Here is a 25,626-nt window from a genome sequence, read left to right on the forward strand (position 1 = left end):
CTGATAGAAACAGAAGCCACTGGAGCACCTCAAAAACACCATCATACACTAAATCAGTAAGTTGGCAGCATCACCATCTCAGGAAACTATTCATGCGTACCACATCAATTGCGAAAGTTGCAGCTTTATGCGGCTTGTTGGCTCTGTCCGGCTGTGCCTCTAAAATCACCCAGCCGGATAAATACTCTGGCTTTTTAAAGAATTACTCTGATCTTCAAGAAACAACATCGGCAACAGGTAAACCCGTTTTACGCTGGGTTTCCCCTGATTTCGACCAAAGTAAATATGACAGTATTGTCTGGAATCCAATCACTTATTATCCGGTGCCGAAACCTTCTACTCAGGTAGGGCAGAAAGTATTGGATAGAATTTTGAGTTATACCAATACCGAAATGAAAGAAGCGATTGCGCAGCGCAAACCACTGGTTACCACTGCTGGCCCGCGTAGTCTGATTTTCCGTGGTGCCATTACCGGTGTTGATACCAGCAAAGAAGGGCTGCAATTCTATGAAGTGGTTCCTGTTGCATTAGTGGTAGCGGGAACACAAATGGCAACCGGTCACCGTACCATGGATACCCGCCTGTACTTTGAAGGTGAACTGATTGATGCGGCTACCAATAAACCTGTTATCAAAGTCGTTCGTCAGGGCGAAGGTAAAGACCTGAATAACGAAAGTACGCCAATGGCTTTCGAAAATATTAAGCAAGTTATTGATGACATGGCGACCGATGCCACCATGTTTGACGTTAACAAAAAGTAATGCCAGTTGCGCCATCGTAAGATGGCGCTTCTTATTATCGGTTTCTGTCAGCAATTAAATTCAACACCACGTAACAGACGCCGCCGGCAATTAATCCCCAAAACGCCGAACCAATCCCAACCAATGTCAGCCCGCTCGCTGTTACCAGAAATGCCACCACAGCAGCGTCGCGCTCACGCTCATTATGTAGCGCCTGATACAAACTACCGCCAATGGTGCTTAACAGCGCCAGACCAGCCAGCATCTGGATCCAGCTAACCGGTAGGGCTGCCATCATTCCGGTAATGGCGCTACCAAACAGACCCGCAAGCAAATAAAAGACGCCCGCAACGGCGGCAGCCAACCAACGCCTATCTTTGTCCGGATGCGCTTCCGGGCTTTGGCAAATAGCGGCAGTAATTGCCGCAATACCGACGGAATAAACCCCGAAAGGGGAAAAAATCAGCGCCAGCAAGCCAGTGAATACAATCAGTGGCGAAACCGGAGCCGAATACCCGGCCGCTTTCATTGCCGCAATACCCGGTGCGTTTTGCGATGCCATCGTCACCAGAAAAAGGGGGAGTGCAACGCTCAAACTGTGAGCAAACGAAAATTCAGGGGTAATATAAATGGGGAGAACGGGTTTAAAGACAACATCCGTTGTGACAACGTCACCTTGCGCGATAACGATCACGATCCCAATAATCATCGCGGCAATTACCGCATAGCGCGGTGCAACGGCCTTGGTTGCCAGCCATACCAGCAACATACTGCCACACAACGTAAACTGACCATCCAGACTGGCAAACGCCTGTAAACCAAAGCGTAATAAAATCCCGGCAAGCATTGCCGCCGCAAGCGAGTGCGGAATAATGCGCATCAGACGAGCAAAGAGTCCCGTTATGCCGCAGAGGACAATTAATGCGTTGGTGACTATAAAAACGCCGATGGCTTCGTTAAGTGTTAGCCCCTGTAAACCAGTGACCAACAGCGCCGCGCCAGGCGTTGACCATGCGGTGAGAACAGGCACGCGATACCATAATGTCAGCGCCAGCGTACTGACTCCCATTGCCAGTCCCAGCGCCGTCATCCAGCCGGAGATTTGTGCAGTGGTTGCTCCGGCGACAATCGCCGCTTGCCAGATTATTGCTGCTGAACTGGCGTAGCCAATCAATACCGCCAGAAACCCCGCCAGTAGCGTGGGGGGAGGAATAGAAAACAGACGCATAGTCACCTCGTGCGTTATAGCGTACAGGCACCGTAGCATCTGTCCGTTATAACGCACAAGTGATAAACTCCTGTTTTGCCGGAGGAGTCGCATGGAAAATCTCGCTCGCTTTTTATCCACTACGCTTAAACATCTTCGTCAGCAGCGAGGCTGGAGTCTTTCGCGACTGGCAGACGCCACGGGCGTTTCTAAAGCCATGTTAGGGCAGATTGAGCGCAATGAGTCCAGCCCGACGGTCGCGACACTCTGGAAAATTGCCACCGGGATGAACGTGCCATTTTCGACATTTATTTCGCCGCCGCAGACCATTACGCCATCAGTTTATGATCCACAACAGCAGGCAATGGTGATCACTTCGCTGTTTCCTTATGATCCGCAACTCTGCTTTGAACACTTCTCGATTCAGATGGCACCCGGTGCAATAAGCGAATCGACGCCGCACGAAAAAGGGGTAATTGAGCATGTTGTCGTCATTGATGGACAGCTTGATCTGTGCGTTGATGGTGAATGGCGTAGTCTTAATTGTGGAGAAGGTGTTCGTTTTGCTGCCGACGTCAGGCATGTCTATCGTAATTGTGGGGAGCAAACCGTACATTTTCATTCCCTCATCCATTACCCGCGTAGTTAAGCGGGAAAACTATTTCGCAACGTCGCGCTTGTGGCTAAAATAGCCGCCATTTTTCAGCTACTGGATAAGAAAGTGACCGTATCTTCTCATCGTCTTGAACTGTTAAGCCCGGCACGCGATGCCGCCATTGCCCGCGAAGCTATTTTGCACGGTGCCGATGCTGTTTATATCGGCGGACCTGGTTTTGGTGCCCGTCATAATGCCAGTAATAGCCTGAAAGATATTGCCGAGCTGGTGCCATTTGCCCATCGTTATGGTGCAAAAATTTTCGTCACGCTTAACACCATTTTGCATGACGATGAACTGGAACCGGCGCAGCGACTGATTACCGACCTCTACCAGACCGGCGTCGATGCGCTGATCGTTCAGGATATGGGGATTCTGGAACTTGATATTCCGCCGATTGAACTGCACGCCAGTACGCAGTGTGATATTCGCACTGTAGAGAAAGCGAAGTTTCTTTCGGACGTCGGTTTTACGCAGATTGTGCTGGCGCGAGAGCTGAATCTTGAGCAGATCCGTGCGATTCATCAGGCCACGGACGCGACCATTGAGTTCTTTATTCATGGTGCACTGTGCGTGGCATATTCCGGTCAGTGCTACATTTCCCATGCGCAAACAGGGCGTAGCGCCAACCGTGGCGATTGCTCGCAGGCGTGCCGTTTGCCATATACATTGAAAGACGATCAGGGGCGGGTGGTTTCCTATGAAAAACACCTGCTGTCGATGAAAGATAACGATCAGACTGCCAACCTGGGCGCTTTGATTGATGCAGGCGTGCGTTCCTTCAAGATTGAAGGGCGTTACAAAGATATGAGCTACGTGAAGAATATCACCGCCCATTATCGCCAGATGCTGGATGCCATTATTGAAGAACGTAGCGATTTGGCGCGAGCTTCATCCGGTTGTACTGAGCACTTCTTCGTACCGTCGACGGAAAAAACCTTCCATCGTGGCAGCACCGACTACTTTGTTAACGCGCGTAAAGGCGATATTGGCGCATTCGATTCACCGAAATTTATCGGCCTGCCGGTGGGTGAAGTATTGAAAGTGGCGAAAGATCATCTTGATGTTAAGGTTACCGAACCGCTGGCTAACGGCGATGGACTGAACGTAATGATTAAGCGTGAAGTCGTCGGCTTTCGTGCCAACACGGTAGAGAAAACTGGGGAAAATCAGTACCGCGTCTGGCCAAATGAGATGCCAGTGGAGCTGCACAAAATTCGCCCGCACCATCCGCTTAATCGCAACCTCGACCATAACTGGCAGCAGGCGTTGACCAAAACCTCCAGCGAACGTCGGGTGGCGGTAGACATTGAACTGGGCGGCTGGCAGGAACAACTGATTCTGACTCTGACCAGCGAAGAGGGCGTCAGTATCACTCATACGCTGGACGGGCAGTTCGACGAAGCGAATAACGCCGAAAAAGCACTCCTCAATCTGAAAGAGGGATTGTCGAAGCTTGGGCAAACCATCTATTACGCCCGCGATGTGCAAATTAATTTGCCGGGGGCGCTGTTTGTGCCAAACAGTCTGTTAAATCAGTTCCGCCGTGAGGCTGCTGAAATGCTGGATGCTGCGCGTCTTGCCAGTTATCAGCGCGGTAGTCGTAAACCGGTTTCTGACCCAGCGCCAGTTTATCCGCAAACGCATTTGAGTTTCCTCGCGAACGTATACAACCAGAAAGCTCGTGAATTTTATCATCGCTATGGTGTGCAACTGATTGATGCTGCCTATGAAGCGCATGAAGAGAAGGGCGAAGTGCCGGTAATGATCACCAAGCATTGTCTGCGCTTTGCCTTCAATCTGTGCCCGAAACAGGCGAAAGGCAATATCAAAAGCTGGAAAGCAACGCCAATGCAACTGGTTAACGGCGATGAAGTGTTAACGCTAAAGTTTGATTGCCGGCCGTGTGAGATGCACGTCATTGGCAAAATCAAAAATCACATTCTGAAAATGCCGTTACCGGGGAGTGTTGGCGCCTCCGTAAGCCCGGATGAACTGATGAAAACATTGCCGAAGCGAAAAGGGTAAAACGCAAATTTTCAGACCTGTTAACAACTTATTGAATTTGCAGATATTACAGGCCGGGTAAGGCGTTCATACCGTATCCGGCAACAACCGACTCAACGCTGTCCCGCTTCTGGTTTGCGTGACTTTTGCCAGTAAAAATGCTCGCGCAAACCTTCTGCCGATTCTTCCGCAACGGCGCGCAATTCATCACTGTCCGCTTCATGACGCAGTTGATGATCCACATTTTTTACCCACAAAAATTCATGTCCTTTGTGTCCTGCCATCAACTGTCCAGAGAACAGCGCACACGTTAATAAGACAACCGCTAACGCCTTCGTAAACATCCCGACACCTTTTTCTTACCTTTTGCCGCTATGATGCCGATAGTTTCTTGAGGTTATTATTCAGTTTTGCAAATTAGCGCAAAGAAATTCTGGAATCAGCCTTCCTTATTTGGCATCGCATTCTGCCGTTGCGGCGATTAAGTGCTATTTTCGAGCAAATTACACACGGAGGTAAACATTAATGTTTACTTTGTTGATATACTCAGCGGCAGGGAGGCGATGTGAAACAAAGCGAGTTCAGACGTTGGCTCGACTCTCAGGGCGTCGATGTAGCGAATGGCAGCAACCATTTAAAACTCAGGTTTCACGGGAGGCGCAGTGTCATGCCGCGTCACCCAAGTGAAGAGATTAAAGAAAGCAATTCTGAAACAACTCGGTTTGAGTTAATCGCCAATTAAAAGGTTAATGACATGCGAGAGACAGTCGAAATTATGCGTTATCCCGTCACTCTTACACCCGCGCCGGAAGGCGGTTATATGGTTTCTTTTGTGGATATCCCTGAAGCGTTGACCCAGGGCGAAACTGTCGCTGAAGCGATGGAGGCAGCAAAAGATGCCTTAATCACCGCATTTGATTTTATTTTGAAGACAACGAGCTTATCCCGTTACCTTCGCCATTAAATAGTCACGATCACTTTATTGAAGTGCCTTTGAGCGTTGCCTCTAAAGTATTGCTGTTAAATGCTTTTTTGCAGTCAGACATTACTCAGCAAGAGCTGGCGAAGCGAATTGGTAAACCTAAGCAGGAGATCACCCGCTTGTTTGATTTGCACCACGCGACAAAAATCGACGCTGTCCAGCTTGCGGCTAAGGCGCTTGGCAAAGAGTTATCGCTGGTGATGGTTTAATTACAGTTAACGAAAAGTTGTCATTTTTAACAACTGATATAGACTGCCGGATCATCTGCACATAAAAACGATCCGATAATGAAAAAATACCAGCAACTGGCAGAACAATTACGCGAGCAGATTGCGTCGGGCATCTGGCAACCCGGCGATCGTTTGCCTTCGTTGCGTGAACAGGTGGCGCTTTCTGGTATGAGCTTTATGACCGTCAGCCATGCCTACCAGTTACTCGAAAGTCAGGGGCATATTATCGCGCGACCGCAGTCGGGTTATTACGTTGCACCACAGGCATTAAAAATGCCGAAAGCCCCAGTCGTTCCAGTCACACGTGATGAAACAGTCGATATCAATACTTATATTTTTGACATGTTGCAGGCCAGCCGCGATCCTTCAGTGGTGCCGTTTGCATCTGCTTTTCCCGATCCGCGCTTGTTTCCGCTTCAACAACTCAATCGTTCCCTGGCCCAGGTAAGCAAAACCGCAACGGCGATGAGCGTGATTGAAAACTTACCTCCAGGGAATGCTGAGCTTCGTCAGGCTATTGCTCGTCGCTATGCCTTACAGGGCATCACAATTTCGCCCGATGAAATCGTCATCACCGCCGGGGCGTTAGAGGCATTAAACCTCAGTTTGCAAGCGGTAACCGAGCCGGGTGATTGGGTGATTGTCGAGAATCCTTGTTTCTACGGCGCGTTGCAGGCGCTGGAGCGGTTACGGCTGAAGGCGTTATCGGTAGCGACGGATGTTAACGAAGGGATCGACCTTCAGGCGCTTGAACTGGCGTTACAAGAGTATCCGGTGAAAGCGTGCTGGTTAATGACCAACAGCCAGAACCCGCTCGGTTTTACCTTAACGCCACAGAAAAAAGCGCGGCTGGTAGAACTCCTTAGTCAGTACAACGTGATGCTGATTGAAGATGACGTCTACAGCGAACTTTACTTCGGACGGGAAAAACCGCTGCCCGCAAAAGCGTGGGATCGCCACGATGGCGTGCTGCATTGTTCATCATTCTCCAAATGCCTGGTGCCAGGTTTTCGCATCGGTTGGGTCGCCGCAGGAAAACATGCGCGTAAAATCCAACGTTTGCAGTTGATGAGTACACTTTCCACCAGTTCACCGATGCAGCTTGCCCTGGTGGATTACCTTTCTACACGCCGCTACGATGCGCATCTGCGTCGTCTACGTCGTCAGCTTGCGGAACGAAAACAACGCGCCTGGCAGGCGCTGCTGCGTTACCTGCCTGCGGAGGTGAAAATACACCATAACGACAGTGGTTATTTTCTCTGGCTGGAACTTCCCGAACCGTTAGATGCAGGTGAATTAAGTCTGACGGCACTGGCGCATCACATTAGTATTGCGCCGGGTAAAATGTTTTCTACTGGGGAACGCTGGTCGCGTTTTTTCCGTTTTAATACCGCGTGGCAATGGGGAGAGCGCGAAGAACAGGCAGTAAAAGAATTAGGCAAACTTATTCAAGAACATCTGAAGTAACTTTCAATTTAATTCCTCTCAGGTTGGGTAATATGAATTTCGAATAGAAGCCATATTTCGTAACCCTTTGTCTATACTCCAGAAGATAGCTTCACAGACGGCATAATGCGCGTTAGCTCACAACCTGATTAAATTTTCTCAGGGGTGAAGGTGTGCCTGCAAGCCGCCGTCTATGGTTAAACAAGGAGATATTTTTACGGCACGGCGGCTGAACAATTAATTACGACAGGAGTAAGACCTTATGAGCAAGACATTTGCCCGCAGCAGCCTGTGTGCGCTCACCATGACTATAATGACCGCTCACGCCGCCGAACCGCCTACCAATTTAGATAAACCGGAAGGGCGACTGGATATTATTGCCTGGCCGGGATACATCGAACGCGGACAAACTGATAAACAATACGACTGGGTAACGCAATTCGAAAAAGAGACAGGTTGCGCGGTAAATGTGAAAACCGCCGCGACTTCCGATGAAATGGTCAGTCTGATGACCAAAGGGGGTTACGATCTGGTCACGGCGTCCGGCGATGCCTCGCTGCGTTTGATTATGGGTAAACGCGTGCAGCCGATTAATACCGCGCTAATTCCTAACTGGAAAACACTCGATCCGCGTGTAGTAAAAGGCGACTGGTTTAACGTTGGCGGTAAAGTATATGGTACGCCGTATCAGTGGGGGCCTAACCTGTTGATGTACAACGCCAAAACCTTCCCGACACCGCCGGATAGCTGGCAAGTGGTTTTTGTTGAGCAGAATCTGCCGGACGGCAAGAGTAATAAAGGTCGGGTACAGGCCTATGATGGCCCCATTTATATTGCCGATGCCGCGTTGTTCGTCAAAGCTACGCAGCCGCAGTTGGGCATCAGCGATCCGTACCAACTTACCGAAGAACAGTACCAGGCGGTGCTGAAAGTGCTGCGCGATCAACATAGTTTGATCCATCGCTACTGGCATGACACCACCGTGCAAATGAGCGATTTCAAAAACGAGGGTGTGGTTGCTTCCAGCGCCTGGCCGTATCAGGCCAACGCGTTGAAAGCCGAAGGCCAACCGATCGCCACCGTATTCCCAAAAGAGGGCGTTACCGGCTGGGCCGACACCACCATGTTGCATAACGAAGCGAAACATCCGGTTTGCGCTTACAAATGGATGAACTGGTCATTAACGCCAAAAGTGCAGGGCGATGTGGCTGCCTGGTTTGGCTCGTTGCCGGTCGTGCCGGAAGGATGTAAAGCCAGTCCGTTATTAGGCGAAAAAGGCTGTGAGACCAACGGTTTTAACTATTTCGATAAAATTGCTTTCTGGAAAACGCCTATAGCAGAAGGGGGCAAGTTTGTTCCCTACAGTCGCTGGACGCAGGATTACATTGCCATTATGGGCGGTCGCTAACTTCGCTGAGGTGTTTTATGACGTACGCAGTGGAGTTTGACAACGTCTCGCGGTTGTACGGTGACGTGCGCGCGGTAGATGGCGTCAGTATTGCGATAAAAGATGGTGAGTTCTTTTCAATGCTGGGGCCGTCCGGCTCCGGCAAAACCACCTGCCTGCGCCTGATTGCCGGATTTGAACAACTTTCCGGCGGGGCGATCGCTATCTTTGGTAAACCCGCCAGCAATCTGCCACCGTGGGAGCGGGATGTTAATACCGTTTTCCAGGACTATGCGCTGTTTCCCCATATGTCGATTCTCGATAACGTGGCCTACGGGTTAATGGTCAAAGGTGTGGAGAAAAAAAAGCGTTACATCATGGCGCAAGAGGCGCTGGAAAAAGTGGCGCTGGGTTTTGTTCAGCAACGTAAGCCGTCACAACTTTCTGGTGGTCAGCGCCAGCGGGTTGCTATCGCCAGAGCATTAGTAAATGAACCACGCGTATTATTGCTGGATGAACCACTCGGCGCACTGGATCTCAAGTTGCGTGAGCAGATGCAACTTGAGCTGAAAAAGCTGCACCAATCTCTCGGCATCACGTTTATCTTCGTCACCCACGATCAGGGGGAAGCATTATCAATGTCCGACCGTGTGGCGGTGTTCAACAACGGTCGCATTGAGCAGGTCGATTCACCACGTGATCTCTACATGCGCCCGCGCACGCCGTTTGTTGCCGGATTTGTCGGTACATCCAACGTTTTTGATGCGCTGATGGCAGAGAAACTTTGCGGAATGATGGGTAGCTTCGCATTGCGCCCGGAACATATTCGCCTCAATACACCTGGCGAAGTGCAGGCTAATGGCACGATCCAGGCGGTGCAGTATCAGGGCGCGGCGACCCGTTTTGAACTGACACTGAGCGGCGGTGAAAAACTGCTGGTAAGTCAGGCAAATATGACGGGGGAAGAACTCCCCGCTACGCTTACTCCAGGACAACAGGTGATGGTTTCCTGGGCGCGCGATGTGATGGTGCCGCTGGTTGAGGAGAGGTGAATGGCGATGAACGTATTGCAATCACCTTCACGTCCAGGTCTGGGCAAGGTGTCAGGTTTCTTCTGGCGGAATCCGGGGCTGGGGCTGTTTTTGCTGCTGCTTGGCCCGTTGATGTGGTTTGGCATCGTCTATTTCGGTTCGCTGCTGACGCTGTTATGGCAGGGCTTTTATACTTTTGATGATTTCACCATGTCGGTAACACCGGAACTGACACTGGCGAATATCCGCGCGCTGTTTAATCCGGCCAATTATGACATCATTCTGCGCACGTTAACCATGGCAGTTGCTGTGACCATCGCCAGTGCTTTTTTGGCCTTTCCGATGGCGTGGTATATGGCGCGCTACACCAGCGGTAAGATGAAAGCGTTTTTTTACATTGCGGTAATGTTGCCGATGTGGGCGAGCTATATCGTCAAAGCCTATGCCTGGACGTTATTGCTGGCGAAAGATGGCGTGGCGCAGTGGTTTTTACAGCATTTGGGGTTGGAACCGTTATTAACTGCGTTTCTCACGCTACCGGCGGTGGGTGGTAATACACTGTCAACTTCCGGACTGGGACGCTTTCTGGTGTTTCTCTACATCTGGCTGCCGTTCATGATTCTGCCGGTGCAGGCGGCGCTGGAGCGTTTGCCCTCGTCACTTTTGCAAGCCTCAGCGGATTTAGGCGCACGTCCACGGCAAACCTTCCGTTATGTGGTGTTACCGCTGGCGATCCCTGGCATTGCAGCCGGCTCTATTTTTACCTTCTCGCTAACGCTGGGCGATTTTATTGTCCCGCAGCTGGTTGGCCCGCCGGGGTATTTTATCGGCAACATGGTTTACTCGCAGCAAGGCGCGATTGGCAATATGCCGATGGCAGCAGCGTTCACCCTGGTGCCGATTGTTTTGATCGCACTGTATCTGGCGTTCGTGAAACGTCTGGGAGCGTTCGATGCACTCTGAGCGCGCACCGTTTTTCCTCAAACTGGCGGCCTGGGGCGGCGTGGTTTTCCTCCATTTTCCCATCCTGATTATCGCGGCCTATGCTTTTAACACTGAAGATGCGGCGTTTAGTTTTCCACCGCAAGGTCTGACGCTGCACTGGTTTAGCGTGGCAGCACAGCGTAGTGACATTCTTGATTCCGTGACACTGTCACTTAAAGTGGCGGCGCTGGCGACATTAATTGCGCTGGTATTAGGGACGCTGGCCGCCGCCGCGCTGTGGAGACGAGACTTTTTCGGCAAAAACGCCATTTCGCTGTTATTGCTGCTGCCCATTGCGCTGCCGGGCATTGTCACTGGTCTGGCGTTATTAACCGCCTTTAAAACCATCAATCTGGAGCCGGGATTTTTCACCATCGTGGTCGGTCATGCGACTTTTTGTGTAGTTGTGGTGTTTAACAATGTCATCGCCCGTTTTCGCCGCACCTCGTGGAGTCTGGTTGAGGCGTCAATGGATCTTGGGGCCAATGGCTGGCAAACCTTCCGCTACGTTGTGTTGCCGAATCTTAGTTCGGCGTTACTGGCAGGAGGAATGCTGGCGTTTGCCTTGTCGTTCGATGAAATCATCGTTACGACTTTTACGGCAGGTCATGAACGAACGTTACCGTTGTGGTTGCTCAATCAGCTTGGGCGACCGCGTGATGTACCGGTAACCAACGTGGTGGCACTGCTGGTTATGTTGGTAACAACCTTGCCGATCCTGGGGGCCTGGTGGCTAACCCGCGAAGGCGACAATGGTCAATAACCACTGATACAGGAATATGCTATGCAACATAAGTTACTGATTAACGGAGAACTGGTTAGCGGCGAAGGGGAAAAACAGCCTGTCTATAATCCTGCAACGGGGGAAGTATTACTGGAGATTGCCGAGGCATCCGCAGAGCAGGTCGATGCTGCTGTGCGCGCGGCAGATGCAGCATTTGCCGAATGGGGGCAAACCACGCCGAAAGTGCGTGCGGAATGCCTGCTGAAACTGGCTGATGTTATCGAAGAAAATGGTCAGGTTTTTGCCGAACTGGAGTCCCGTAACTGTGGCAAACCGCTGCATAGTGCGTTCAATGATGAAATTCCGGCGATTGTCGATGTTTTTCGCTTTTTCGCCGGAGCGGCGCGCTGTCTGAATGGTCTGGCGGCTGGCGAATATCTTGAAGGTCATACTTCGATGATCCGCCGCGATCCGTTGGGGGTTGTGGCTTCTATCGCGCCGTGGAATTACCCGCTGATGATGGCAGCGTGGAAACTGGCTCCGGCGCTGGCGGCAGGGAACTGCGTGGTGCTTAAACCATCAGAAATCACCCCGCTAACAGCGTTGAAGCTGGCAGAACTGGCGAAAGATATCTTCCCGGCAGGCGTGATTAACGTGTTGTTTGGCAGAGGCAAAACGGTGGGTGATCCGCTGACCGGACATCCAAAAGTGCGCATGGTGTCGCTGACGGGGTCTATCGCCACTGGTGAGCACATCATCAGTCATACGGCACCGTCCATCAAGCGCACTCATATGGAACTTGGCGGTAAAGCGCCAGTGATTGTCTTTAATGATGCTGACGTTGAAGCGGTTGTCGAAGGTGTCCGTACATTTGGCTATTACAATGCCGGGCAAGATTGTACTGCTGCCTGCCGTATCTACGCGCAAAAAGGCATTTACGACGTGCTGGTAGAAAAACTCGGTGCCGCAGTGGCAACGTTGAAATCAGGCGCGCCGGATGATGAATCCACAGAGCTTGGCCCGTTAAGTTCACTGGCGCATCTCGAACGCGTCAGCCGGGCGGTGGAAGAGGCGAAGGCGACGGGACACATTAAGGTGATCACCGGCGGTGAAAAGCGGCAGGGTAATGGTTATTATTATGCGCCTACACTGCTGGCTGGTGCGTTACAAGAAGATGCTATCGTCCAAAGAGAGGTATTTGGGCCGGTAGTCAGCGTGACGGTCTTCGACAACGAAGAGCAAGTAGTTAACTGGGCGAATGACAGCCAGTATGGCTTAGCTTCTTCAGTATGGACGAAAGATGTGGGTAGAGCGCACCGCGTCAGCGCACGTCTGCAATATGGCTGCACCTGGGTTAATACCCATTTCGTGCTGGTGAGTGAAATGCCGCACGGCGGGCAGAAACTTTCAGGTTATGGCAAAGATATGTCACTTTATGGGCTGGAAGATTACACCGTAGTACGCCACGTAATGGTTAAACATTAAGGATAATGTTGTAAATCTGGAGAGTGTGAGAAGATCTAACGCACTGTCAGAGAGTTGATTTTTCTCTGACAGTGCGTACTGCGTGCAATTTTGCTACATCAGATAAACCATCCAAATCTCATAGAGATAAGAGTAAACAACCCAACAGCAGCAAAGAGATTTATCAGCACTACAGTTCTACTGGAAACGTTCATTTTTGCCACCTTTTGTCATAGCCCTTATGTGTATAGTACGGGTTAAGAAAATCCGCAATCATACTTATTCTGAAGATGGACAAGAACATGCGGTAGGTTATTGAATTTATCTCAAATGGACTGAAAACTTGATACACATCAAGAAATGACGCATATTTGCGCGCGTTTTATTCATCTGGCTGGACGCCCATACATGTCTCTTTATCAATATATGCTTGTTTTTTATGCTGCCATGGCAGCAATCGCCTTTCTCATTACCTGGTTTCTTTCCCACGATAAGAAGAGCATTCGCTTTCTGAGCGCCTTTCTGGTGGGGATTACATGGCCAATGAGTTTTCCGGTGGCGCTACTGTTTTCACTATTTTAAATCTTACACGCTGGCTTGACGGCACAACGCAGACTTATATCATTTGAGTGAATCGATAAATTTCACAAGTGGCTGAGGAGAAAGTATGTCGCATCTGGATGAAGTCATCGCGCGCGTGGATGCCGCGATTGAGGAGAGCGTCATTGCCCATATGAACGAGTTGTTAATCGCCCTGAGTGATGACGCAGAGTTAAGCCGGGAAGATCGCTACACACAGCAGCAGCGTTTGCGTACCGCAATCGCTCATCACGGACGCAAGCATAAAGAAGATATGGAGGCGCGCCACGAACAATTAACCAAAGGCGGCACCATCCTCTGATTAAAACGTGCGTCTGGCCACCAGCCAGGCGCCAACTACCAACAAAACTGCCCCGCAAATTGGGCCAATCAGCGCCCGAAGTGGTACGCCATGACTGCGGAAAATATCCAGCACCAGACCACCAATAAGTTGACTGGCGACCAGTACCGCAATGGTCGTTGCCGCGCCAACATTCTGATATCCTCTGATACTGGCGAAAACAAAAAACGATCCCAACAAACCAGGGATTAGAGTCCACCAGCGCACGCTGGACACCAGTTCGCCAAAGCCTGCTGTTCCTTGCTTAAACCATAAAATAGATACGAACAGCACAATCCCCACCAGTGAGTTCAGCAGCATGGCGATGAGAATGGTGGAGGATGTCTGGGTGATGCGTACCATCAATGTGTTTTGCACCACAAGACCAATCCCGGCAGCGATCAAAAAGGCAAGGGTAAGCGACTGATTCATCCAAGTGAGTCCGGTTCGCTGCGATCGTCAAGCTGCAATTGCATAAAGGTGAGATCCAACCAGCGACCAAATTTAGTACCAACTTGGGGCATTTGCGCCGTGACGATAAATCCCAGTGACTGGTGCAGATGCAACGACGCTTGATTTTGTGATTCTATGCCGGCAACCATCACATGCTTACCGCAGTTCCGCGCTTCATCAATCAACGCGCGTAACAATTTTCGCCCAAGACCTTTGCCCTGATGATCCGGATGGACATAAACCGAATGTTCCACGGTATGGCGAAAACCGTCGAAACTACGCCAGTCACCAAACGAGGCATATCCTGTAACTACGCCATCTTCTTCGCTCACCAGCACCGGATAACCCGATAAAGTTCGTGCTTCAAACCAAGCAATGCGGTTATCTGTATCCACAGTCTGGTCGTTCCAGATAGCTGCCGTATGCAGTACAGCGTGGTTATAAATTTCCGCAATTGCAGCACAATCGGCTTTGCGGGCAGAACGGATGGACATCTTAAGCCTCGATAAAATAATGATGATGACGTTATCAATACTATCGAAAACAGCCCGAAGCAACGGATTCCTCGATGAAATTATTGCGTGTCGCAGTAGTGATGTGACGGCTGCAAACTAAACCAATCCAGTGAGCCTGCTACTATTGATGGATTCATGCCAAAAGCACAGGAGAGCATTATGGGTCAACAAAAGCAACGTAATCGCCGTTGGGTTCTGGCGTCGCGTCCACACGGCGCGCCGGTTCCGGAGAATTTCCGTCTTGAAGAAGATGATGTCGCCACGCCGGGTGAAGGACAGGTGTTACTGCGCACGGTCTACCTGTCGCTCGATCCGTATATGCGCGGGCGCATGAGCGATGAGCCATCTTATTCACCACCGGTTGATATTGGTGGCGTGATGGTCGGCGGCACGGTGAGTCGGGTGGTGGAATCTAATCATCCGGATTACCAGCCTGACGACTGGGTGCTGGGTTACAGCGGTTGGCAGGATTACGACATATCCAGTGGCGATGATCTGGTGAAACTTGGCGATCATCCGGAAAATCCTTCGTGGTCACTGGGTGTGCTGGGGATGCCAGGCTTTACGGCTTATATGGGGCTGCTGGATATCGGTCAACCTAAAGAGGGTGAAACGCTAGTGGTTGCTGCAGCAACGGGGCCGGTCGGTGCGACAGTGGGGCAAATCGGCAAACTAAAAGGTTGCCGCGTGGTGGGTGTTGCCGGTGGCGCGGAAAAATGTCGCCATGCCACAGACGTTCTCGGTTTTGATGTTTGCCTTGATCATCATGCAGATGATTTTGCCGAACAACTCGTGAACGCGTGTCCGAAAGGCGTTGATATCTATTATGAAAACGTTGGTGGTAAGGTGTTTGATGCGGTGCTGCCTTTACTCAATACATCCGCGCGTATTCCCGTTTGCGGTTTAGTGAGCGGCTATAACGCCACCGACCTGCCTTCCGGGCCGGATCGTTTACCGCTACTTATGGCTACGGTGCTGAAAAAACGTATTCGCCTGCAAGGGTTTATTATTAGCCAGGATTATGGTCATCGCATCCATGAGTTCCAGCAAGAGATGGGGCAATGGGTGAAGGTGGGGAAAATTCACTATCGTGAACAAATTACCGATGGTTTAGAGAACGCCCCGCAGACATTCATTGGTCTGCTGAATGGTAAAAACTTCGGCAAAGTCGTGATCCGTGTTGCGGATGATGATTAACATTTCAGGTGGCGGCATTCTTGCCGCCACTAATGAATATTATTCAAATCGCCATGCGAGATTTACGCCTACACCATAATTCCGCCCAGGCGCAGGCTCGTAATATCGACCATTCGATTCATTAACAATCACCGAGCCGACATATTCTTTATCGAATAAATTATCGACACGACCAAATAAATCTATTGTCATATTGCGATAATTATATTTGTAACCGGTGAACAAACCGACGAGAGTGTAAGAGGGCGCTTTTGCCGTATTTTCGTCATCCGCCATGATATCGCCCATATAACGTGCTTCTGTGCCTGCATACCAGCCTTCTTCTGGTACATAACCTAATGACGCAAAGCCCATATTGCGGGCGATCCCGGGCATTCGGTTACCATTACAGTCCTGAGCGTTACAAACATTGCTGCGATAAGTTGCGTCAAGCCGCGTCCACGACGCTTTCACACGGAAATCTCCGGCAAAACGCTGATCCCAGGCCAGTTCAGCCCCCTGACGGCGCGTCTTCCCGGCATTTTTATACGTGGTACGCCCGCCGCTACTGCTATCAACAACGATTTCATCATCGGTATCAGTCTGGAATAACGCAGCGGTAAACAAGCCATCGCCGATACGCGTTTTACTGCCGATTTCGATTGTGTCGTTGGTGGACGGTTTTAAACCAAAGTTCATGCCACTTTGCCCGTCAGCACGGTAAGAAAGCTCGTTAATGGTTGGCGTTTCAAAACCGCGCCCGGCTGCCAGATAGACGTTCCAGGCATCGGTTATGGCGTATTTCAACGATCCCGCAGGAAGCCATTTGTGATAACTGGCATCACCGCTGTCATCACCGTTACCCGGGGTAACGTAATGATCGTCAGAGTCAAACCACACGGAGCTGTAGCGCACACCAGCATCCAACGATAGTTTGTCAGTTAGTTGCCACTGGGTTTGTAAATAGGGATCGACGTTCCACATCAGATTGCGCTCGTCGCGGCGCAGATCACCTTTTTGCCCGTACTCCGGCACGCCGTTATTAAGTCGGAAGTTATTGTAACCCTTGCGGTTTTCGCTCATGTTTTCATAGTTCAGGCCAGTAGTGAAAGTGACCGGAACTCCCAGCTCGCCACGATGTGTCCAGCGGCTGTCTATACCCTGGTAATGACGTTGCAGAGTAATTACGCCGCCCGCATGAGATGGGGTAAGTTGGGGGGCCATCGGAATCGATTGATACTGGGTCGTTTCCCGTTCACCTGCGTACATCATCACGCTCATATCATCCCGCGAACTCAGGCTGCGCTCATAACGCAACCCTGCCTGAGTTTGCTTGATGGTTTTTCGCGTGTCGTACTGTTCTGCACGAGGCGCTTGTTGCGGATTCGCTTTCCATTCTGCTTCGGTCAACCCACCAGGGTCATCGGCTTTGATATCCACACTGTTGAAAATCAGGTTTAACTTACTGGCGTCATCAATGTGTACGCCCAGTCTGGCATTGGCTAAATTTTTCTGTGCGCCGCTATGGTCACGATAGCCGTGAGTTGTAAAACGCGTGGTCGAAACGGTGTAATCAACATCGCCAGGTTGGGTGCCGTCGCCCATTGCGCCCGTCGCTTTCAGTCCATAGCGCCAGCTACCATAACTGCCATAGTAACTGCTGGCCTCAATAGTTGGCGGCTGTTCGCCGATTTGGGTAGTGACGTTCATTACGCCGCCGGACGCATTGCCATACAGGGCAGAGAAGGGGCCTCGCAGCACTTCCACATTTTGCACACTGCTTAAATCGATATTGGATGTTTGCCCTTGTCCGTCGGGCATGGTAGCGGGAATACCATCAACATACAGGCGAATACCGCGAATACCGTAAGTGGAACGGGAGCCAAATCCGCGAATAGACAGTTGTAGATCCTGCGCATAGTTCTGCCGGTTTTGTACCTGCAAACCAGGCACACTGGTCAGTGATTCAGACAAATTGATGCGCGGCGTTGCCAGACGCATCTCCTCGCCATCGACCACGCTTACCGCAGCGGGTGTGTCCAGTTCAGAAACTACCTGCGGCGCGGCGCTAACAATCATGGTTTGTTCATTAGCGGCAAAAGTGGAAGGAGAAAGGAGAATCAGTGCGGGTAAAACGGTCTGTCGGACGGAAAAAATCTTCATGAAAAAAGCCAGGTTAAGAATGGGAAAACGCTTCAATGGTAATAAATTTGTAAATTTATGGAAAACGAAACGGCACAATACGTTAATCAATTGAGAAAATTGTAGTCGTAACAACAAGAAATGCTCCACATTTGAGAAAATAATGATTACCATTCCCATTTATAACAAGGGCGTAACGAAGATTATGCTCAACGAAGCATTGTGAAGCTGCTATAAATCGGTTCATCAAAGGGAGTCGTCATGCATTTACGTCATCTGTTTTCATCGCGCCTGCGTGGTTCATTACTGTTAGGTTCATTGCTTGTTGCTTCATCATTCAGTACGCAGGCCGCAGAAGAAATGCTGCGTAAAGCGGTAGGTAAAGGTGCCTACGAAATGGCTTATAGCCAGCAAGAAAACGCGCTGTGGCTCGCCACTTCGCAAAGCCGCAAACTGGACAAAGGCGGTGTGGTTTATCGTCTCGATCCGGTGACTCTGGAAGTCACTCAGGCGATCCATAACGATCTCAAGCCGTTTGGTGCCACTATCAACAACGCGACGCAAACGCTGTGGTTTGGTAACACAGTAAACAGTGCGGTCACGGCAATTGATGCCAAAACGGGCGAAGTGAAAGGGCGTCTGGTGCTGGACGATCGCAAACGTACAGAAGAGGTGCGTCCGCTGCAGCCACGTGAGCTGGTTGCTGACGATGCCACGAACACTGTTTACATCAGCGGTATTGGGAAAGAGAGTGTGATTTGGGTGGTTGATGGCGAGAATATCAAACTGAAAACCGCCATCCAGAACACCGGTAAAATGAGCACCGGCCTGGCGCTGGATAGCAAAGGCAAACGTCTCTATACCACTAACGCCGATGGTGAACTGATTACCATTGACACTGCCGACAACAAAATCCTGAGCCGTAAAAAGCTGCTGGATGATGGCAAAGAGCATTTCTTTATCAACATCAGTCTCGATACTGCCAACCAGCGAGCGTTTATCACTGACTCCAAAGCGGCAGAAGTGCTGGTGGTCGATACCCGTAACGGCAATATTCTGGCGAAGGTAGCAGCACCGGAATCCCTGGCTGTGTTGTTTAACCCGGCGCGTAATGAAGCCTATGTGACGCATCGGCAGGCGGGTAAAGTCAGTGTGATTGACGCGAAAAACTACAAAGTGGTGAAAACGTTCGACACGCCGACCCATCCTAACAGCCTGGCGCTTTCTGCCGATGGCAAAACGCTGTATGTCAGCGTGAAGCAAAAATCGACTAAACAGCAAGAAGCCACTCAGCCGGACGATGTGATTCGTATTGCGCTGTAATAGATATGGCGAGGGTGAAAATGGAGTGACTTGCCTGACTTTTATCACGCCGCATCCGGCACCTTCGTCAGTAATTTGAATTTGCCCGGCACGTAGCCGGGCAATTTTGCAATTAACTCGCCGTTTCAGGCTTAAACACAATTTCCTGTTGTTCTTCATCTTCCTTGACGACTGGCGCAGTGCTGTGAATTTCAGCAACGCGTTTGCGCACACCAAACCAGCCTATAACCAGCAGAATACCGATAATCGGCAGCGCCGCGATGGTATAAGTCCCGTTCGGGTAATCGAACGCCATCAGCACAAGAACACTCAGTAAAAACAGTAATGTCAGCCAGGAAGTGAAGGGCGCGCCAGGCAGTTTAAAACTGACATCTGCCGCTTTACCTTCTTTGATGGCTTTACGCAGGCGCATCTGACAAACAATGATAAACGCCCACGAGGCGATAATTCCCAATGACGCGAAGTTCAGGACAATCTCAAATACGCGCGACGGCACCAGATAATTGAGGAATACGCCAACGACATACACAACCAGCGTCGCCAGAATCCCGGCATACGGCACATGCTGGCGACTCATTTTCGCCATAAAACCCGGCGCAGATCCGCCCATCGCCATCGAGCGCAGAATACGCCCGGTGCAGTACAGACCAGAGTTCAGGCTGGAGAGGGCCGCGGTCAATACCACAATATTCATGATGCTGCCAATGTACGGCACACCGAGTTTAGAGAAGAAGGTCACAAAGGGACTTTGACCGGCCTGATAGGCACTCCACGGCAATAACATAACTAGCAACACCACGGAACCGACATAAAACAGGCCAATACGCCAAATCACGCTGTTAATTGCTTTTGGCACCATAGTCTGCGGATCTTTACATTCTCCGGCGGCAGTTCCGACCATTTCGATGGAGGCAAAAGCAAATACCACGCCCTGAATTAACACCAGCGCAGGCAGCAAACCGTGGGGGAAGAAGCCGCCATTATCGGTAATTAAATGAAAGCCAGTGGTGTTGCCATCCAGCGGCTGACCGCTACCGAGGAACACTGTACCCACGACCAAAAAGGTCACAATGGCGAGCACTTTAATCAGCGCAAACCAGAACTCCATCTCTGCGAACCATTTCACACCAATCATATTCATGGTGCCAACGATGGTCAGCGCAGCGAGTGCAAATACCCATTGCGGCACGCCGCCAAACGCGCCCCAGTAATGCATATACAGTGCGACGGCGGTGATATCGACAATCCCGGTCATCGCCCAGTTGATGAAATACATCCAGCCGGCAACATAAGCGGCTTTCTCTCCCAAAAATTCACGCGCATAAGAGACAAAACTACCACTGGAAGGGCGATGTAATACCAACTCACCCAACGCACGCAAAATAAAAAACGAAAACAGGCCGCAGATTAAATAGACCAGTGCCAGTGCCGGGCCGGCCATTTGCAGTCGGGCACCCGCGCCTAAAAACAAACCAGTCCCAATCGCGCCGCCAATGGCGATCATCTGCACCTGGCGATTACCCATCGCTTTGTGATAACCCTCTTCATGGGCATTAAGCCAGCGGCGTTTCGCGGCGTGTTGATCTGAAGTGTCGGTGTCGTGTTTACTCATTGCTCTCCCTGATTGCTTCGTTGAAAAAGTCTTATAAGCCGCCATGAACAATGTTTATTCATCCTGGCGATGACAGTTATTACCATTATTCTTTATGGGTATAAAACTATCGGCGCAGCATCCTACCTGTTATCGATAAACGATGCAAAATATCCCCTTGCAAGTTGAGTGGGGATTAAAAGGATTGCTGAAAAAATGACAAATCTTAGTCCTGGCCGCCCTGTTTACTGACCTACACTTAAGCTTTAACGCTGTGTGGGGGAAATATGATTAAGGTGTATGGGGTTCCACCATGAGTGAACTGATGCTGACTTTGGCTGATATTCCCTATAAGTTTGTTGATGTCAGCGGAATAGAGTTATTTAGCCCACCGATTTCGCCCATTTTCTTTCGCCCGATATAACGCGGCATCGGCATCAGCAACTATTTGTTCAGCCGTTTTTGCAGGAGCAGAACAGGCAATCCCCTGACTAACCGTAACAAATGCACTAACAGCAGATGCCTGATGCGGGATAGCCGCCAGTTTAAGTTCTTGCTTAACTCTGGCTGCTATCGCTTCGGCTTCCTGCAAGCCCGCATTGAAAAGAATAATGGCAAACTCTTCACCGCCATAGCGCGTAACTACATCTTCGGGCTGGCGAATTGCACGTTGCAGTGCGTTGGCAACTTGTATCAGACAACGATCGCCAGCAGGGTGCCCATAAGTGTCGTTGTAGCGTTTAAAAAAATCGACATCCAGCATAATTAAAACGAACGACGTCTTTTGTTCGACGGCATCGCGTAAAATACTATCCAACGCTCGTCGGTTTGCCACTCCAGTTAAGGGATCGCGATGAGCTAATGCATCGAGGCGATGAATCAACTGGTTGTTGTACTTATTTTGTTGCCATGCTTCTTCAAACCAACGCAACAAAATAAAACGTCCGCCATAGAGAGCCAGTGAAAAAATGCTCCAGATAACAGCGAAATGAATATTCACATACTGATTGAGCACAAGACTGGCTAACGGGATGCTAAACCATAATGGAATGACAAATGCGAGGAGTGATGGGGTGTGGAAATATAGCGCAACAACGGCACTAAGCATTAGTAATACGCACAGTGGATATGCAAAAGGCAGCGTCCAGTGTGCAATAAAATAAAAACAACACCATGACCATAGTAGGCTTAGAATAACCAATAACTGCTGAATATACTGTACTTTGTTGCGTGGGCTAACTAATAAAAGACCACTGATTAGCAGAATACCTAATGATGAAATATCAATCGTATGTACAAGATTTTTCTCATTAAACCATGGAGTCGTGCCTTCATTAAACAATACCCCTCGAAGCAAAACCAACGATGAAAAACTGATGTTAATCAACGCAAACCACGGCAGGCTAATCGCCATACCGCGAATAACCATATCCTGGCGGTTTTTCCATGAATAATGAGGGTGTTTTCTTTTGTCAGAATACATGTTTGTTTATAACCCAAAAAGGGCAGGGAACCTGCCCGACTTACACGAAAATTATGGCGTTACAATATTGAACCAGAATTCAAAGTTGTCCATATAACCTAACAGTTCGTTGAGTTTTTCCTCATTTCCAGTGATTTTTACTTCGCCTTTATCCGTGGCTTCTTTTAATGTCTCTTCCTTCAGGATGATTTTATTCAGGACATCGCGGGAGAGGGTGATAGTCGCATCGGCGTCAGAGGCTTGCGTATCAGCCGTGTGATTGAGCACACCGTTTTCCAGTTCCACTTTATAAGTGCCGCCATCTTCACCGAAATCAAAATTCAATACTGCTTTAGCGTCTGCCGCTTTCTCGCCATTTATATGCACAGCAAGATAATCAAAGAACATTTCCGGCGTCATGGCACGAACGGTGTCAGGACTGGCTGTATTTGGCGTAGGCAGTTTTTGCACACCATTGCGTAATTCCTGTGCGCCAGTGAGATAAAAATTACGCCACGGCCCGGATTCGGCCTGGTAGCCTAACTGTTCAAGCGCATCGGCTTCCAGATTCCTTGCAGCCTGGTTGTTTGGATCGGCAAACACCACCTTACTGACAACCTGGGCAACCCAGCGGAAATTTCCCTGGTCATAATCCTGTTTGGCTTTTTGTAAAATGGCATCAGCACCGCCCATATACTCCACGAATTTTTTAGCGGCTTCTTCTGGTGGCAGTTCATCAAGAGTCGCGGGGTTACCATCAAACCAGCCAAGATAAAGCACATAAGTTGCTTTCACATCATGGCTCACTGAACCGTAATAACCGCGATTCGCCCAGGTGTTAGCAAGTGAAGAGGGCAATTTGAAGTTTGCGGCAATTTCATCACGAGTCAGCCCCTGATTCGCCATGCGTAGCGTTTGATCGTTGATATAACGGTACAAATCGCGTTGGCTTTTTAGCAGTTTGACAACGTTATCGTTACCCCAGGTTGGCCAGTGATGCTGGGCAAGAATAATCTCCGCTTTATCGCCCCACAGATTGAGGGCTTCGTTGATGTATTTAGACCACGGGAGAGGTTGACGAATTTTGGCACCACGCAGCGAATAGGTGTTGTGGAGGGTGTGCGTGACATCTTCTGCGGTTTCGATCAGTTTCTTTTCTTCAATAAACCACAGCATTTCGGAAGGTGCTTCGGAACCGGGCGCCATCAAAAAATCATAGGTCAGCCCGTCGATAGTCTCTTTTTGTCCGGTTTTGGTGATGTAGTTGGTAGGGGCAATCAATGTAACCGTTCCGGCTGAGGTCGTTGTTCCCAGCCCAGCGCCGACCTGACCTTTAGCATCAGGTTTCAACAAATTACCGTACATATAACTGGCTCGACGGCTCATTACATTGCCAGCCATAATATTTTCTGAAACAGCTTCTTCTAAAAATCCGGCTGGCGCATAAATTTTTGTTTTTCCTGACTTAACGTCAGCTTCATCAACCACACCGCGAACGCCGCCGTAGTGATCGACATGACTGTGCGTGTAGATAACCGCCACCACTGGTTTTTGACCGCGATTTTTATAATAAAGATCCATGCCAACTTTAGCTGTTTCTGCTGAAACCAGTGGATCAACAACGGTAATACCTTCTTTACCTTCAATGATGGTCATATTTGATAAATCGAGATTGCGAATCTGATAGACGCCTTCAGTCACTTCAAATAAGCCGCTGATATTTATCAGTTGCGCCTGACGCCATAAACTTGGATTGACAGTATCAGGTGCTTTATCGCCTTCTTTGATAAAAGAATATTGCTGTGGGTTCCAGATTACATTCCCTTGTTCACCCTTAATCACTTCCTGAGGTAAAGGAGCAATAAAACCTTTATGAGCATCAGCAAAATCGCTGTTATCGGAAAACGGCAATTGACTATAAAGTGCGTTATTCGCTTGTTGGGTGGCAGCGGAGGCCTCTTTGGGCGCTTCTGCTGCGATGAGAGGAAGTGAACTTGTTGTGAATAATCCCATGACTAGCAGACTTTTAGCAATATGGTTAAGCTGCATCGCAAGTGTCTCCAGAAAGACTTTATAAAAGAAAGGATATTACGATTGAAAATTATGATTGAGGGCAAGAATAACTATAATTGGCATTAATAAATCAGCAAGCTGGATGTCGTGAATTTTCTTAATATGATAATAAATAAAGAATAGATTCTGTATGTTACAGGACGGGTGCTTATTGGCGCGGAAGCTAATAGTATATGTATGTTATTAAAGTGACGGCGTATATATCGCACATCATTTCGCATCAAATAACACATGACGTTTTCGGCTTGTGCTAAATTTGCTGGCAGTCTTTAAAAAGGAGCACAACAATGCCGCACATAGACATTAAATGTTTTCCCCGTGAACTGGATGAACAACAAAAAACGGCACTGGCGGCGGAGATTACCGACGTCATTATTCGCCATCTGAACAGTAAAGAAAGTTCGATAAGCATTGCCCTACACCAGATACAACCGGAATCGTGGTAAGCTGTCTGGGACGCTGAAATCGCACCCCAAATGGAGACTTTGATAAAGAAACCCGGTTACAGCATGTAATTGCTTAACCAGCCGTAACACGCTTGCCGCTGGTAACAAAGGTGCCAGCGCCTAAATGATGTAGCGTATTGAGTTTATCGTCATCAAATTGCCAGCGGCCTTCGACAAAAACACGAGCGTCTGCCGCTGCTGATACCACTTCGCCAAACAGCGTGTCGTATTTTTCTTGCGCAGAAGTCGCGGGAAGCAAGCGGCACTCCATCCATGCCAGACATTTCTTTTCGACCACCGGCAAGCCAAGCACCGGACCTTTCACAACCGGAATGCCATAACAGTTAAACTTATCTTCATCACGCCCAGAAATGCTGCCCACTGCCCACGTCCAGTTTGTTGCTGCGACGCCTGGGATCACAATGCCAAACATGCCACTACGTTCAATCAACTCCCGTGACCATGTCGATTTATCGACCACAATTGCCACGCGTGGTGGTTCGAACTCCACGGGCATCGACCAGGCCGCAGCCATAATGTTACGTCGCTGGGATTGCTCATCGAAACTGGTGATCAGGACGGTAGGGCCGTGGTTTAACAGACGGCTGGCATGATGCAACTCAACGGGAATAAATTGGCTCACGGTATCGCCTCGCTAAGAAAGTGGTT

At 49.7% G+C, this 25,626-nt stretch carries 23 protein-coding genes and 4 pseudogenes; 17 read left to right on the forward strand and 10 right to left on the reverse strand.

The window, feature by feature from the left end; translation table 11 throughout:
• Positions 1-92: 92 nt before the first annotated feature.
• Positions 93-761, forward strand: coding sequence for a DUF3313 domain-containing protein (locus FC814_RS12085; protein WP_001261028.1), 669 nt, complete (start codon positions 93-95; stop codon positions 759-761).
• 34 nt (positions 762-795) lie between these two features.
• Here FC814_RS12085 and ydcO read toward each other — a convergent pair whose 3' ends face one another.
• The gene (ydcO, locus tag FC814_RS12090; RefSeq protein WP_105290254.1) at positions 796-2,007 is read right to left on the reverse strand and encodes a BenE family transporter YdcO; all 1,212 of its coding nucleotides are present in this window, start codon (positions 2,005-2,007) and stop codon (positions 796-798) included.
• Positions 2,008-2,059: 52 nt separating this feature from the next.
• On the opposite strand from ydcO, the gene FC814_RS12095 reads away from it, so the two are divergent.
• Positions 2,060-2,596 carry a helix-turn-helix domain-containing protein gene (locus FC814_RS12095; RefSeq protein ID WP_000429135.1) on the forward strand — a complete coding sequence of 179 codons (537 nt, stop codon included), beginning with the start codon at positions 2,060-2,062 and terminating at the stop codon, positions 2,594-2,596.
• A gap of 72 nt (positions 2,597-2,668) precedes the next feature.
• Positions 2,669-4,630: a 23S rRNA 5-hydroxycytidine C2501 synthase gene (gene rlhA / locus FC814_RS12100; RefSeq protein ID WP_137326004.1), complete on the forward strand. Its 1,962-nt coding sequence runs from the start codon at positions 2,669-2,671 to the stop codon at positions 4,628-4,630.
• A 92-nt stretch (positions 4,631-4,722) separates the two neighbouring features.
• Here the strand turns inward: rlhA and FC814_RS12105 are convergent, their stop codons facing one another.
• Entirely contained in the window at positions 4,723-4,953 is a 231-nt protein-coding gene (locus FC814_RS12105; RefSeq protein WP_000494236.1) for a DUF2554 family protein, read from the reverse strand.
• 221 nt (positions 4,954-5,174) lie between these two features.
• Between FC814_RS12105 and FC814_RS12110 the strand changes: the two are divergent.
• From FC814_RS12110 to patD, 8 genes and pseudogenes are all read left to right on the forward strand, one after another.
• Positions 5,175-5,340: pseudogene (locus FC814_RS12110) on the forward strand (mRNA interferase).
• 44 nt (positions 5,341-5,384) lie between these two features.
• A pseudogene (hicB, locus tag FC814_RS12115) lies at positions 5,385-5,800 on the forward strand (type II toxin-antitoxin system antitoxin HicB).
• A 78-nt stretch (positions 5,801-5,878) separates the two neighbouring features.
• The gene (locus tag FC814_RS12120; RefSeq protein ID WP_000760661.1) at positions 5,879-7,288 is read left to right on the forward strand and encodes a PLP-dependent aminotransferase family protein; all 1,410 of its coding nucleotides are present in this window, start codon (positions 5,879-5,881) and stop codon (positions 7,286-7,288) included.
• Positions 7,289-7,529: 241 nt separating this feature from the next.
• Complete coding sequence (gene ydcS / locus FC814_RS12125) at positions 7,530-8,675, forward strand: putative ABC transporter substrate-binding protein YdcS (protein ID WP_137325991.1); 1,146 nt, start codon at positions 7,530-7,532, stop codon at positions 8,673-8,675.
• A 17-nt stretch (positions 8,676-8,692) separates the two neighbouring features.
• Positions 8,693-9,706, forward strand: a complete 1,014-nt coding sequence (locus FC814_RS12130; protein ID WP_137325992.1) for an ABC transporter ATP-binding protein — start codon at positions 8,693-8,695, stop codon at positions 9,704-9,706.
• Entirely contained in the window at positions 9,707-10,648 is a 942-nt protein-coding gene (locus FC814_RS12135) for an ABC transporter permease (RefSeq protein ID WP_001251309.1), read from the forward strand.
• Positions 10,638-11,432 carry an ABC transporter permease gene (locus FC814_RS12140; protein WP_000555451.1) on the forward strand — a complete coding sequence of 265 codons (795 nt, stop codon included), beginning with the start codon at positions 10,638-10,640 and terminating at the stop codon, positions 11,430-11,432. The genes FC814_RS12135 and FC814_RS12140 overlap by 11 nt, the downstream gene beginning before the upstream one ends.
• Positions 11,433-11,453: 21 nt before the next feature.
• Positions 11,454-12,878, forward strand: coding sequence for an aminobutyraldehyde dehydrogenase (patD, locus tag FC814_RS12145; RefSeq protein ID WP_137325993.1), 1,425 nt, complete (start codon positions 11,454-11,456; stop codon positions 12,876-12,878).
• Positions 12,879-12,976: 98 nt separating this feature from the next.
• On the opposite strand, the gene yncL is transcribed toward patD, so the two are convergent.
• Positions 12,977-13,072: a stress response membrane protein YncL gene (yncL, locus tag FC814_RS12150; protein WP_071598995.1), complete on the reverse strand. Its 96-nt coding sequence runs from the start codon at positions 13,070-13,072 to the stop codon at positions 12,977-12,979.
• 193 nt (positions 13,073-13,265) lie between these two features.
• Here yncL and FC814_RS12155 point away from each other — a divergent pair, with 193 nt between their 5' ends.
• Positions 13,266-13,439 carry a GhoT/OrtT family toxin gene (locus FC814_RS12155; RefSeq protein WP_000061189.1) on the forward strand — a complete coding sequence of 58 codons (174 nt, stop codon included), beginning with the start codon at positions 13,266-13,268 and terminating at the stop codon, positions 13,437-13,439.
• Positions 13,440-13,524: 85 nt separating this feature from the next.
• Entirely contained in the window at positions 13,525-13,758 is a 234-nt protein-coding gene (gene ydcY, locus FC814_RS12160) for a DUF2526 family protein YdcY (protein WP_000018633.1), read from the forward strand.
• On the opposite strand, the gene FC814_RS12165 is transcribed toward ydcY, so the two are convergent.
• Together FC814_RS12165 and mddA are read right to left on the reverse strand one after the other, a co-directional pair.
• Positions 13,759-14,208, reverse strand: coding sequence for a DMT family transporter (locus FC814_RS12165; protein WP_137325994.1), 450 nt, complete (start codon positions 14,206-14,208; stop codon positions 13,759-13,761).
• Positions 14,205-14,723: an L-methionine sulfoximine/L-methionine sulfone acetyltransferase gene (gene mddA / locus FC814_RS12170; RefSeq protein ID WP_137325995.1), complete on the reverse strand. Its 519-nt coding sequence runs from the start codon at positions 14,721-14,723 to the stop codon at positions 14,205-14,207. Before mddA ends, FC814_RS12165 begins: the two co-directional genes overlap by 4 nt.
• 180 nt (positions 14,724-14,903) lie before the next feature.
• Between mddA and curA the strand changes: the two genes are divergently transcribed.
• Positions 14,904-15,941 carry an NADPH-dependent curcumin/dihydrocurcumin reductase gene (curA, locus tag FC814_RS12175; RefSeq protein WP_105290239.1) on the forward strand — a complete coding sequence of 346 codons (1,038 nt, stop codon included), beginning with the start codon at positions 14,904-14,906 and terminating at the stop codon, positions 15,939-15,941.
• Between the two features lie 39 nt (positions 15,942-15,980).
• On the opposite strand, the gene pqqU is transcribed toward curA, so the two are convergent.
• Positions 15,981-18,083: a TonB-dependent receptor PqqU gene (gene pqqU, locus FC814_RS12180; protein ID WP_000689297.1), complete on the reverse strand. Its 2,103-nt coding sequence runs from the start codon at positions 18,081-18,083 to the stop codon at positions 15,981-15,983.
• Between the two features lie 240 nt (positions 18,084-18,323).
• On the opposite strand from pqqU, the gene FC814_RS12185 reads away from it, so the two are divergent.
• The gene (locus FC814_RS12185) at positions 18,324-19,385 is read left to right on the forward strand and encodes a YncE family protein (protein WP_000550658.1); all 1,062 of its coding nucleotides are present in this window, start codon (positions 18,324-18,326) and stop codon (positions 19,383-19,385) included.
• A gap of 112 nt (positions 19,386-19,497) precedes the next feature.
• On the opposite strand, the gene ansP is transcribed toward FC814_RS12185, so the two are convergent.
• Positions 19,498-20,997 (reverse strand): L-asparagine permease, encoded by a 1,500-nt coding sequence (gene ansP / locus FC814_RS12190; protein WP_032225162.1) that lies wholly within the window; start codon positions 20,995-20,997, stop codon positions 19,498-19,500.
• Positions 20,998-21,289: 292 nt separating this feature from the next.
• On the opposite strand from ansP, the pseudogene FC814_RS23145 reads away from it, so the two are divergent.
• Positions 21,290-21,355: pseudogene (locus FC814_RS23145) on the forward strand (glutathione S-transferase); the annotation flags it as partial.
• Here FC814_RS23145 and FC814_RS12195 read toward each other — a convergent pair.
• Together FC814_RS12195 and FC814_RS12200 are read right to left on the reverse strand one after the other, a co-directional pair.
• Complete coding sequence (locus FC814_RS12195; protein ID WP_137326005.1) at positions 21,356-22,405, reverse strand: GGDEF domain-containing protein; 1,050 nt, start codon at positions 22,403-22,405, stop codon at positions 21,356-21,358.
• 105 nt (positions 22,406-22,510) lie between these two features.
• Positions 22,511-24,487, reverse strand: a complete 1,977-nt coding sequence (locus tag FC814_RS12200; protein WP_085460733.1) for an alkyl/aryl-sulfatase — start codon at positions 24,485-24,487, stop codon at positions 22,511-22,513.
• 311 nt (positions 24,488-24,798) lie between these two features.
• On the opposite strand from FC814_RS12200, the pseudogene pptA reads away from it, so the two are divergent.
• A pseudogene (gene pptA, locus FC814_RS12205) lies at positions 24,799-25,026 on the forward strand (tautomerase PptA).
• Positions 25,027-25,030: 4 nt separating this feature from the next.
• Here pptA and FC814_RS12210 read toward each other — a convergent pair.
• Positions 25,031-25,600 (reverse strand): flavin reductase family protein, encoded by a 570-nt coding sequence (locus tag FC814_RS12210; protein WP_000077277.1) that lies wholly within the window; start codon positions 25,598-25,600, stop codon positions 25,031-25,033.
• Positions 25,601-25,626 lie beyond the last annotated feature (26 nt).

Origin of the sequence: Escherichia sp. MR, from assembly GCF_005280595.1 — a bacterium.
Taxonomy (GTDB): domain Bacteria; phylum Pseudomonadota; class Gammaproteobacteria; order Enterobacterales; family Enterobacteriaceae; genus Escherichia; species Escherichia ruysiae.

Coding starts and splice junctions, on each gene's coding strand:
- FC814_RS12085 (WP_001261028.1), top strand. CDS start 93: ATGCGTACCACATCAATTGCGAAAGTTGCAGCTTTATGCGGCTTGTTG.
- ydcO (WP_105290254.1), bottom strand. CDS start 2,007: ATGCTACGGTGCCTGTACGCTATAACGCACGAGGTGACTATGCGTCTG.
- FC814_RS12095 (WP_000429135.1), top strand. CDS start 2,060: ATGGAAAATCTCGCTCGCTTTTTATCCACTACGCTTAAACATCTTCGT.
- FC814_RS12105 (WP_000494236.1), bottom strand. CDS start 4,953: ATGTTTACGAAGGCGTTAGCGGTTGTCTTATTAACGTGTGCGCTGTTC.
- FC814_RS12120 (WP_000760661.1), top strand. CDS start 5,879: ATGAAAAAATACCAGCAACTGGCAGAACAATTACGCGAGCAGATTGCG.
- ydcS (WP_137325991.1), top strand. CDS start 7,530: ATGAGCAAGACATTTGCCCGCAGCAGCCTGTGTGCGCTCACCATGACT.
- FC814_RS12130 (WP_137325992.1), top strand. CDS start 8,693: ATGACGTACGCAGTGGAGTTTGACAACGTCTCGCGGTTGTACGGTGAC.
- FC814_RS12135 (WP_001251309.1), top strand. CDS start 9,707: ATGGCGATGAACGTATTGCAATCACCTTCACGTCCAGGTCTGGGCAAG.
- FC814_RS12140 (WP_000555451.1), top strand. CDS start 10,638: ATGCACTCTGAGCGCGCACCGTTTTTCCTCAAACTGGCGGCCTGGGGC.
- patD (WP_137325993.1), top strand. CDS start 11,454: ATGCAACATAAGTTACTGATTAACGGAGAACTGGTTAGCGGCGAAGGG.
- yncL (WP_071598995.1), bottom strand. CDS start 13,072: ATGAACGTTTCCAGTAGAACTGTAGTGCTGATAAATCTCTTTGCTGCT.
- FC814_RS12155 (WP_000061189.1), top strand. CDS start 13,266: ATGTCTCTTTATCAATATATGCTTGTTTTTTATGCTGCCATGGCAGCA.
- ydcY (WP_000018633.1), top strand. CDS start 13,525: ATGTCGCATCTGGATGAAGTCATCGCGCGCGTGGATGCCGCGATTGAG.
- FC814_RS12165 (WP_137325994.1), bottom strand. CDS start 14,208: ATGAATCAGTCGCTTACCCTTGCCTTTTTGATCGCTGCCGGGATTGGT.
- mddA (WP_137325995.1), bottom strand. CDS start 14,723: ATGTCCATCCGTTCTGCCCGCAAAGCCGATTGTGCTGCAATTGCGGAA.
- curA (WP_105290239.1), top strand. CDS start 14,904: ATGGGTCAACAAAAGCAACGTAATCGCCGTTGGGTTCTGGCGTCGCGT.
- pqqU (WP_000689297.1), bottom strand. CDS start 18,083: ATGAAGATTTTTTCCGTCCGACAGACCGTTTTACCCGCACTGATTCTC.
- FC814_RS12185 (WP_000550658.1), top strand. CDS start 18,324: ATGCATTTACGTCATCTGTTTTCATCGCGCCTGCGTGGTTCATTACTG.
- ansP (WP_032225162.1), bottom strand. CDS start 20,997: ATGAGTAAACACGACACCGACACTTCAGATCAACACGCCGCGAAACGC.
- FC814_RS12195 (WP_137326005.1), bottom strand. CDS start 22,405: ATGGTTATTCGCGGTATGGCGATTAGCCTGCCGTGGTTTGCGTTGATT.
- FC814_RS12200 (WP_085460733.1), bottom strand. CDS start 24,487: ATGCAGCTTAACCATATTGCTAAAAGTCTGCTAGTCATGGGATTATTC.